Raw genomic sequence first — 9,466 nt, 5'->3', positions numbered from 1 at the left:
CCGCGTGCCCTGCGTGGACGCCACGTTCGTCACACCGGCCGAGCGAGCGCTCGGCTAAGCTGCAGGTCGGAGTGTTCCACGCCACACCGCGAAGCGCTGCAGAGAGGGATTCGCATGACCGACGTACTCGACCGCACCAAGATCTACATCGACGGGGCCTGGGTGGACTCGGACGGCACCGGCCGCATCGAGGTGATCGACCCCGCGAGCGAGGAGGTCATCGCCGTCGTTGCCGAGGGCACCGCCTCCGACGTCGACCGCGCCACCGCCGCGGCCCGCGCCGCGTTCCCCGCCTGGTCGGCGCTGTCCGGCGCCGAACGCAGCGCCTATCTCGGCAAGGTCGCCGCCCTCGCCACCGACCGCGCGGGGGAGCTGACCGAGATCGTCTCCCGCGACATGGGCATGCCGCTCAAGCTCGCGGCGGCCGTCCAGATCGGGATGCCGCTGAGCAACATCGCCGCCTACGCGAAGCTCGCCGGCGAATACGACTTCGACGACCGGGAGATCGGGAACGCCCTCGTCGTGCGCGAGCCCGTCGGTGTCGTCGGCGCCATCACCCCGTGGAACTACCCGCTGCACCAGGTCGTGCTCAAGGTGTTCGCCGCGCTCGCCGCCGGCTGCACCGTCGTCCTCAAGCCCACCGAGGTCGCGCCGCTCGTCACGTACGCGCTCGTCGACATCTGCGACGAGGCCGGCCTGCCGCCGGGCGTGTTCAACCTCGTCAGCGGCTACGGGCCGGTCGTCGGCGAAGCCATCGCCGCACACCCCGACGTCGACATGGTCTCGTTCACCGGCTCCACCCGCGCCGGAAAGCGCGTCGCCGCGGTCGCCGCCGACACGGTCAAGAAGGTCGCGCTCGAACTCGGTGGCAAGTCCGCGAACGTCATCCTCGACGACGCCGATCTCGCCACCGCCGTCACCGAGGGCGTCTCCAAGTGCTTCCTCAACTCCGGGCAGACTTGCACCGCCCTGACCCGCATGCTCGTGCCTGCGGACCGCCTCGGCGAGGCCGCCGAGCTCGCCGCGAAGGTCGCGCAGGCCTACACCGTCGGGCACCCCTCGGAACCGGGGTCCAAGCTCGGCCCGCTCGTCAACGCCACCCAGCTCGCGCGGGTCCGGTCCTACATCGACAAGGGTGTGGAGGAAGGCGCCGACCTGGTCCTCGACGGCCGCGAGACCGGCCTGACCACCGGGTACTTCGTCGGCCCGACCGTGTTCGGCAACGTCACCGAGGACATGACCATCGCACGCGAGGAGATCTTCGGGCCGGTCCTGTCGATCATCGGCTACCGCGACGAGGACGACGCCGTGCGCATCGCCAACAAGAGCGAATACGGGCTGTCCGGCGGCGTGTGGTCCGCAGATCCCGCCCGTGCGGAACGAGTGGCCCGCCGGATGCGCACCGGCCAGGTGTACGTCAACGGCGGCGCGTTCAACACCGAAGCGCCGTTCGGCGGCTACAAGCAGTCCGGGCTCGGCCGTGAAGCGGGCGTCTTCGGGCTCGAGGAGTTCCTCGAGATCAAGTCGATCCTGCGCTGATTTCTGCGCTGATCCTGCGCTGGTACGCACAGCTCACCCGGTCCGACGGTCCGTGTACGGAAATATCTGTGCACCGACCGTCGGGGCGGGTTTTCTCGCGTAGTGGCCGTTCGCGACACGCGTAGACGACTACGCGTGACATTCCTCACTCGCGGGACGATGGTCGTAGTAGAGACGCGAGGAAGAAGTGGAGCCATGTACCAGCCGGCGGCAGAGACGACCATTGCGAGCAGCAGCGGCGAGCGTGCCCGAGGCAAGGGCGCGGTCGAGAGCCTGACCCTGGCCGTGGACCGGGAGCGGATCGCCGGGCTGCGCGAAGTCCTCGAAAGCAAACTTCCCGACCTGGCGCCGTGCGCGCGCCTCCTCGCCGGGGACGCGGCACCGGAGATCCTCGACCGGGCGGTCGCGCGGGCCGTGGCGACCTGGCGTGGCCCCGTCGGACCGGAACTGTGCGCGTACGTACTGAGCTGGTTCGTCTATCTGCAGCGTCCGCGCAAGGCCCCTCGGGTCGCCGGCGACGGCCCGCACGGTGACGTGCTGTTCGCGACGCTGCCGCCGACCGAGCAGCTGGCGATCGTGCTGGCCGCCTACGAGGAGCTTCCCGCCGATCGGATCGCCGCGGTCGTCGGCCGCGTCCTGGCCGAGTTCGAACTCGAGAAGGTCGCCCCGCTCGGTCCTATCGGGGGAGCACGGTGAGGACCCGGACGATGTGGTCCCGGAACTCGGACATGTAGTTGCGCAGGAACGTCTCCGTCGATTCGTTGTGGACGCTGCCGTCGTCGCCGAACACGTCGGGTGTGTAGTGGATGTACGCCTCGGGGGCGGTCATCAGCCGGGCGTTGCAGAACGCCATGACCCCGCGCAGGCTCTGCTGGCCGACCGCGGTACCGATGGCGCCGATGGACGCGCCGATCAGCGCGGTCGGCACATGATCGAAGGAATTCTGGCCCCACGGACGCGACGCCCAGTCGATCGCGTTCTTCAGTGCGCCCGGAATGGACCGGTTGTACTCGGGGGAGACGAACAGCACCGCGTCGACCCCCGCGATCGTCTCCTTCAGCGCCGTGCCCGCCGGCGGAAAGTCGGCGTCGTAGTCCGGGCTGTAGAGGGGCAGGTCCTTGATGGGGATCTCGACGAACTCGAGATCGTCCGGCGCCAACCGGATCAGGGCCTTCGACAGCGTCCGGTTGATGGACCGCGACGAGAGACTTCCGACGAAATAGCCGACGGTGTAGGTGGTCATGGAGGAGTGTCCTTCCAGGCTCGGGCAACCCGACGGGGAACTCCGGTCGAGTATCCGCCGATCGTGGTGCCGCCACGGCCCTTTCGGTCGATCCCGGCTGCCGGCCGACCCGACTTACGGTCACCGTGACGGCAAACGGTGGCGGTGATCCGGCGGCGGACTAGCGTCGACAGTGGACCAACCGGCATTTCGTGAGGAGCACCATGGATCTCGGCCTCGAAGGCAAGCGCGCGATCGTCACCGGAGGCAGCCGCGGCATCGGCTACGCGATCGCCCGGGCACTGGCGACCGAAGGCGCCGACGTCGTGATCGCCGCCCGCACCGCCCACGACCTCGAAATCGCCGCGAAGGCACTCGCCGACGAAACCGGGCGGCGGGTCGTCGGGGTGCCCACCGACACCGGCGACCAGGACTCGGTGGACGCGCTCGTGGCGCGGACCGTCGAGGAGTTCGGCGGCGTGGACATCCTCGTCAACTCGGCAGCCACCCCGTGGAGTGCCAACGCCCCGACCGATTTCGCCGCGACCACCGACGATGTGGTCCGCCGCGAGGTCGAGATCAAGGTACTCGGTTGCCTGCGGACCGCGCGGGCCGTCGCGCCGCACCTGATCGACCAGGGTTGGGGCCGCATCATCAACATCAGCGGCCTCGGGGCGCGGGCGGCCAACTCGATCGCGCAGACCGTCCGCAACGTCAGCGTCGCCGCGCTGACGAAGAACCTGGCGGACGAACTCGGCCCGCACGGCATCAACGTGACGGTCGTGCATCCGGGCCGGACCCGGACCGAGCGGCTCGTCGCGCAGGTCACCGCACGATCCCAGGAGACCGGAGTCCCGGTCGAGGAACTCGAACGTGAACTCGCACAGAACTCCCTGCACCGGCTGATCGACGCGAGCGAGGTCGCCGACGTCGTTGCATTCCTGGCCTCGCCGCGCAGCGTCGGCATCACCGGCGACGCCGTCGCCGTCGGCGGTGGCGTGCCGGGAGCGGTCTACTACTGATCTGCTCGCACCCGAAGGGGAGAACGGCGAAGCCCCCGCACCGGATCGGTGCGGGGGCTTCGTTCGCCCGAGGGCTGAGGTCAGGAAGCCAGGCGCGTACGGCCGAGACGCAGCAGCGTCAGCGCGAGGGTGTTGCCGTCCTTGCCGAGCTCGGTGAAGCGGTCCAGGACCTGCATCTCGTGGTTCTGGGCCTCGCGCGAATGGCCGGTGGCCTTCGCCGCAACCCCGATCAACTGAGACAGCTCGCAGCGCCGCTTGATCACCTCGAGAATCTGGGCATCGAGTTCCTGGATCTCGTCGAACAGATGAGCCAGTTCGACATCGGCCGAAACGAGCTCGACCTCGGTCGAAGCGGCCTGCTCGGCGGTTTCGATGCCAGGCGAATCAAGCTGGACAGTCATGCAGATTCCTCCGGTCTCGTCTGAATCGTCACAGATTGTGTCGTGTCGATCGCCGAAGGTGTTACTCATCCGTACACAAAATTCTGCGTGTCCGTACGACGCCATGTTCTTCCCCCCGGTGAAACTTGGTCTGAGCAGCATGAATACCGCAACTGACTCTCGAGTATGGTGATGATCACACTGGTGCTCGAGATGTTTGTGTGCATTATCCAGGTCAGTGGGACTACTTTGGCCTCTTCTCGACCAAATGTCCAGTTCCAAGCGTGTCTACCCGCCTGGAACGCTGCGCTGCGGTAGCGTTCGCGCCCAAACCGGCACCGGCCGGGGGCGGCGGGGTCCCCTGGCGCTTCCGGAAGGGGAATCGCAGTGGGACGGGCGTTCACAGGGCGCGACGACGAACCGGAATCCGCACCGTACGCCCCACCTCTGGAGCGACCCCCGGAATGGCCCGCCGACTCGTGGAATCGCCGGGTCGCCGTCGCGATCGGGTTCGCTGCCGTCTTCTTCGTCCTGGCGCTGTGGCGCGCCGGCACTGCGGCCGCCGAGTCGAGTGCGGTGACCCGTTTCTTCCTCGTCCTGGCGGCGCTCATGGGACTGACCGCCCTGTTCGGGTACGCCTACTGGCGACCGAAGCGCGGAGCACCGGGTGTGCGGTTCGTGCCGGCCGGCGTCGCCGGGACCACCGAGGTGCGCTCACGACGATCGGTGTTCGGGTTGCTCGTCGCGATGATGGGATGCGCCGCCGCGCTCGCCGTCGGCGCTGCCGTCGAAATCTTCGTGTTCAGCAGCGGATTCCCCTGGGTGAGCCCCGTGCTTGCGTTGCTGGGCGTGCCGTGCGTGGCGTTCGTCGTCGAGGTCCTGCTCGGCCGCATCCGCTCCGGTTCCCTGCTTCTGGGACCCGACGGGGTCCGGCAACGCGGCTGGACCGTGGAGTCCTATCTGCCGTGGGTGTCGGTGGCCGGGGTGCGCGCCGACCATCACGGCTACCCGGAATCGTGGGTGCTCGGCACCCCCACCGCGGCGTGGGCGAGGCGCCGCACCAGCCGCATCTTCCGCCTGGACCGGATGCCCGTCGAACCGATGATCGAAGTGGACTCGCGGCGGTTCGACATAGACCCCGTCCTGCTCCACCGGGTGCTCGAGTTCTATGCCCACTTCCCCGAGATGCGCCGCGAGCTGGGCACGCCGCGGGCGGCCGAACGGATCCTGCGGCGGGACCTGGACGATCCCCACCAGCACTGATCGTTCGTCGCGTGAACACGAACGGGGAGGGGGTATTCCGATCGCCGTTGCGAGGGTAACTTGGATTACAAAGCGGTACTGGCACTGGGTGCCAGAGGTAGCGAACGCTTCGAGCAGATGGGACAGGAAATGACCACACCGGAACCGATCGTCGTCGTCGAAGGGGCACGGACCCCCGTCGGCAGCTTCGGTGGCGTCTTCAAGGACGTGCCGGCGCACGAACTCGGCGCCACCGCCGTCAAGGCCGCCCTCGAGCGGGCCGGTGTGGCAGCCGAGGACATCGACGAGGTCGTCATGGGCTGCATCGGCCAGGTCGGCCCAGACGCCTACAACGCCCGCCGCGTGTCCCTCGCGGCCGGCATCCCGCAGTCGGTCCCCGCCTACACCGTCAACCGCCTGTGCGGATCGGGCCTGCAGGCCATCTGGTCGGCCGCGATGCAGATGCGGTGGGGCGGCGTCGACCTCGCGGTCGCCGGCGGTGACGAGAACATGTCGCGCATGCCGTTCTACGACTACTCCGCGCGGGCCGGTTACAAGCTGGGCAACCACACCCTCGTCGACGGCACCGTCTGCATGCTCACCGACCCGTTCCACAACACCCACATGGGTGTGACCGCAGAGAACGTCGCACGCAAGTACGGCATCACCCGGGAGCAGCAGGACGAGTTCGCCGTCGAATCGCAGCGCCGCGCCGCCGACGCCGCCGCCCAGAAGGCGTTCGCCGAGGAGATCACCCCGGTCGAGATCGGCGGCCGCAAGCCCGTCACCATCACCACCGACGAACACCCCAAGCCCGAGACCACCATGGAGACGCTCGCCAAGCTGCGCGCGGCCTTCGAGAAGGACGGCACGGTCACCGCCGGCAATGCGTCGGGCATCAACGACGGTGCCGGCGCGGTCGTGCTGGCCCGGCAGTCGGTGGCCGAGGCGAAGGGCCTGAGGGGCCTGGTGACCCTCGAGTCCGTCGCGACCGCCGCGATGGAACCGGAACTGATGGGCTACGCCCCGGTGCTGGCGCTGAAGAAGCTGTTCGAGCAGACCGGCACCACGCCGTCCGACATCGACACGATCGAGCTGAACGAGGCGTTCGCGTCGCAGGCGGTCGCCGTGATCCGGGACGCCGGACTCGATCCCGAGAAGACGAACCCGTACGGCGGTGCGATCGCGCTCGGTCACCCGGTCGGCGCGACCGGTGGGATCCTCACCGTCCGTGTCGCCAAGGATCTGGTGCGCCGCGACCTCGAGCTGGGCATCGTCACGATGTGCATCGGTGGCGGCCAGGCGCTGGCGGCGCTGTTCCGTCGCATCGGCTGACGAACGGATGCGGTGGGAGCGCCGGTGCGCTCCCACCGCGAACCGCGGCTCAGATGCTGCGCGGCCGATCCGCCCAGTAGGGCTCGCGCAGCGAGCGCTTGAGGATCTTGCCGGTCGGATTGCGCGGCAGCGCATCGACGATGTCGATGCTGGTGGGGCACTTGAACTTTGCGAGATGTTCGCGGGTGTAGTCGATGAGCTCGCTCTCTTTGACGGTGCTGTCCGCGGTCGGGACCACGACGGCCTTGACGGTTTCACCCCACTTCGGGTCCGGCACACCGATCACGGCGACCTCCGCGACCTCGGGATGCTCGACGAGAACCCGCTCCACCTCGGGGCAGTACACGTTCTCGCCGCCGGTGATGATCATGTCCTTGAGCCGGTCCTCGATGTAGACGAAACCACCGTCGTCGGCGCGACCCATGTCGCCGCTGCGCAACCAACCGTCGACGATTGCCTCCTTCGTCGCCTCCGGGCGGTGCCAGTAGCCCGGGGTGGTCTGTTCCGACCGCCACCACAGTTCCCCGACGGCACCGGGTTCGACGTCGGTGAGCGTGGCCGGGTCGACGATGCGCATCTCCACCCCGGGCAGCGGGGTGCCCGCCGACGCCATCCGCGCGACCTGCGTCTCGTCGCGGTGCACATCCGGCAGCAGCGCGGTGATCACCCCGGCGAGTTCGGTCATCCCGTACACCTGGACGAACTCGGTGTCCGGCCACGCCGCCAGGGCCGCGCGCAGCAGCGGCAGCGGCATGGGCGCGGCGCCGTAGGTGATGCGTGTGAGCCGGGAGAACGCCGCGATCGCCTTCTCGCCGGCGGCGAGGACTCCCGCGATCACCGGCGGCACCAGGAACGCGATGTTCGCGCCCTCCGCGAGCCCGCGGAACAGCGACGGCGCATCCGCCTCGCGGGTGAAGACGCAGCGGCGCCCGGCGTGGATGCCCATCGCCGCGTAGCAGGTGCCGCCCACATGGAACAGCGGCATCGCCACCAGCAGGCAGTCGCCGTCGGAGAACGGCAGCACCGACATCACCGCCTCGGCATGCGCGGCGAGGTTCCGGTGGGTCAGCTGCACACCCTTCGGGTGGCCGGTGGTGCCGGAACTGTAGAGCAGCAGCGCCGTGTCGTCCGCCGAGACCTGCGGCAGCACCGACGGCGGCTCGGAGCGCGCGATCAGCGGTTCGAACTCGTCGTCGTCCCCGCCGACCACCAGAATCTGCGGGGCCGCGGCGAGACGGTCCCGGATGGCGTCGATCTGCTCGACGAGCTCGTTGCCCACGAACAGGATTCGAGGTTTCGCGTCGTCGAGTACGTAGACGAGCTCGTCACCGGCGAGCCGGAAATTGGGAATCGCGGTGGCTGCGCCGAGCGCGGACGCGGCATAGGTGAGCTCGATGCAGGCGAGGTTGTTCTTGTCCACGAACGCCACGGTGTCGCCGGGGCCGACACCGGCGTCGGCCAGGGCGCCGGCGAGGCGCGTCAGCCGCTCGTGCCACTGCGACCAGGTGTGGCTGCGGTCGAGATATCGCACGGCCTCGGCATCGGGCGTCGTGCGCGCCCAGTGCGCGACACGCTCGATCAGGGTGGGTCGGGTCGACTCGGACATCCGAAGAGCCTCCTTCTCGCCTGCGGCACCGTGGGGGGAGCGCCGCGTAGGCCAGAGGCTATAGCCGGCCGGTGCCGCCGTCCCGGGTTTCGCCGGACCCGTTCGGCACCTCCCGGAGGCCCCGGTGGCGCGGAAGGGGCTCAGTCCAGCGGGCGCAGGTGCCGGTTGTGGCCGTCCCAGTGCACGTGGGTGGTCACCGCGGAGCTGTCCTCGAGGCGCCGCACCTCGTAGATGTCGAGGGCGGGAACCTGTGGCACACAACCCCACAGGGCGTGCCCGGTCATGACGAAGTCGATGTCGAGCCGGACCAGCAGGCCCATCAGTTCGCCGATGGTCGGATCGTCGATCTTGGCGAAGGCGTCGTCGAGCAGCACCAGCCGCAGCGCGCGGTCCACGTCCGGCAGGCTCGACAGATATCCGTCGGCCGCGGCGAACAGCGTCACGTAGGACACGAACCGGGTCTCGCCCTGGGAGATCTTGGCGCGCTTGGAGATCCGCCGTTCCTGGTCGGGTTCCGGACCCAGGATCGTCACGTCGACGGTGTGCCAGTTCCGGTAGTCCAGCGCCTGCGCCAGGTGCGCGGCGTACCCGGCGGACGGATCCGTCGTATGCGAGGCCTCGACGCGTCGGCGCAACAGGTCGATCAGTTCCGCCCCGTTGCCCGGCCCGGTCGGATCCGCCAGCAACGCGGTGATGCGGGCGATCTCGTCGTCGCCGCGGTTGGGCACCCACCCGATCCGCACGCCGATGCCGTGGCTGGTGCGGCTCCCCGACAGGCTCGCGTTCATCGCGTCGACGAGCTCGCCGGCGCGTTCGATGCGGCGCCGCAACTCGTCCGCGACCCCGCCGAGCACGAACCCGGTGAACACGTCCCGTTCCCGCTGGGTGAGCGCGCGCCTGCCCTCGTCGACCCGCGTAGTCACGTGCTCGAGGACCTCGGTCGGGGTGCCGTCGGTCCCCGCCCCCGCGATCCGGACCACGTTCACACCGTCGTCGACCGTGTGCTCGACGTCGAGCTGCCCGGACACCGCCCGCCCGAACTGCTGCAGCGCCGCGAGGACCCGGTTCTGGCCGGCCGTCTCGACGTCGGGCAGCGCCGCGCGCACCGCATCGGCGACCG

General features: G+C 69.2%; 9 protein-coding genes. 5 read left to right on the top strand and 4 right to left on the bottom strand.

The window, feature by feature from the left end; translation table 11 throughout:
* The first annotated feature begins 114 nt into the window (after positions 1-114).
* Both ACN675_RS07190 and ACN675_RS07185 read left to right on the top strand, forming a co-directional pair.
* Positions 115-1,539: an aldehyde dehydrogenase family protein gene (locus ACN675_RS07190; RefSeq protein WP_420750208.1), complete on the top strand. Its 1,425-nt coding sequence runs from the start codon at positions 115-117 to the stop codon at positions 1,537-1,539.
* Between the two features lie 195 nt (positions 1,540-1,734).
* Entirely contained in the window at positions 1,735-2,235 is a 501-nt protein-coding gene (locus tag ACN675_RS07185) for a hypothetical protein (protein ID WP_420750207.1), read from the top strand.
* Here ACN675_RS07185 and ACN675_RS07180 read toward each other — a convergent pair.
* Complete coding sequence (locus ACN675_RS07180; RefSeq protein WP_420750206.1) at positions 2,216-2,782, bottom strand: NADPH-dependent FMN reductase; 567 nt, start codon at positions 2,780-2,782, stop codon at positions 2,216-2,218. The genes ACN675_RS07185 and ACN675_RS07180 overlap by 20 nt on opposite strands.
* 203 nt (positions 2,783-2,985) lie before the next feature.
* On the opposite strand from ACN675_RS07180, the gene ACN675_RS07175 reads away from it, so the two are divergent.
* Positions 2,986-3,783, top strand: a complete 798-nt coding sequence (locus ACN675_RS07175; RefSeq protein WP_420750205.1) for an SDR family NAD(P)-dependent oxidoreductase — start codon at positions 2,986-2,988, stop codon at positions 3,781-3,783.
* An 80-nt stretch (positions 3,784-3,863) separates the two neighbouring features.
* Here ACN675_RS07175 and ACN675_RS07170 read toward each other — a convergent pair whose 3' ends face one another.
* Entirely contained in the window at positions 3,864-4,253 is a 390-nt protein-coding gene (locus ACN675_RS07170) for a chorismate mutase (protein ID WP_374068693.1), read from the bottom strand.
* A 297-nt stretch (positions 4,254-4,550) separates the two neighbouring features.
* On the opposite strand from ACN675_RS07170, the gene ACN675_RS07165 reads away from it, so the two are divergent.
* Both ACN675_RS07165 and ACN675_RS07160 read left to right on the top strand, forming a co-directional pair.
* Positions 4,551-5,426, top strand: coding sequence for a hypothetical protein (locus ACN675_RS07165; protein ID WP_420750204.1), 876 nt, complete (start codon positions 4,551-4,553; stop codon positions 5,424-5,426).
* A 129-nt stretch (positions 5,427-5,555) separates the two neighbouring features.
* The gene (locus tag ACN675_RS07160; protein WP_420750203.1) at positions 5,556-6,740 is read left to right on the top strand and encodes a thiolase family protein; all 1,185 of its coding nucleotides are present in this window, start codon (positions 5,556-5,558) and stop codon (positions 6,738-6,740) included.
* A 49-nt stretch (positions 6,741-6,789) separates the two neighbouring features.
* Here ACN675_RS07160 and ACN675_RS07155 read toward each other — a convergent pair whose 3' ends face one another.
* Both ACN675_RS07155 and ACN675_RS07150 read right to left on the bottom strand, forming a co-directional pair.
* Complete coding sequence (locus ACN675_RS07155; protein ID WP_420750202.1) at positions 6,790-8,346, bottom strand: long-chain-fatty-acid--CoA ligase; 1,557 nt, start codon at positions 8,344-8,346, stop codon at positions 6,790-6,792.
* Between the two features lie 140 nt (positions 8,347-8,486).
* Positions 8,487-9,466 (bottom strand): SbcC/MukB-like Walker B domain-containing protein (locus ACN675_RS07150; RefSeq protein ID WP_420750201.1); only part of this gene is annotated, 980 nt, incomplete at its 5' end.

Origin of the sequence: Rhodococcus sp. O3, from assembly GCF_048897285.1 — a bacterium.
Taxonomy (GTDB): Bacteria; Actinomycetota; Actinomycetes; order Mycobacteriales; family Mycobacteriaceae; genus Rhodococcus.
The sequence above is the reverse complement of the archived record's forward strand: the minus strand, read 5'-3'. Positions and strand labels throughout refer to the sequence as shown.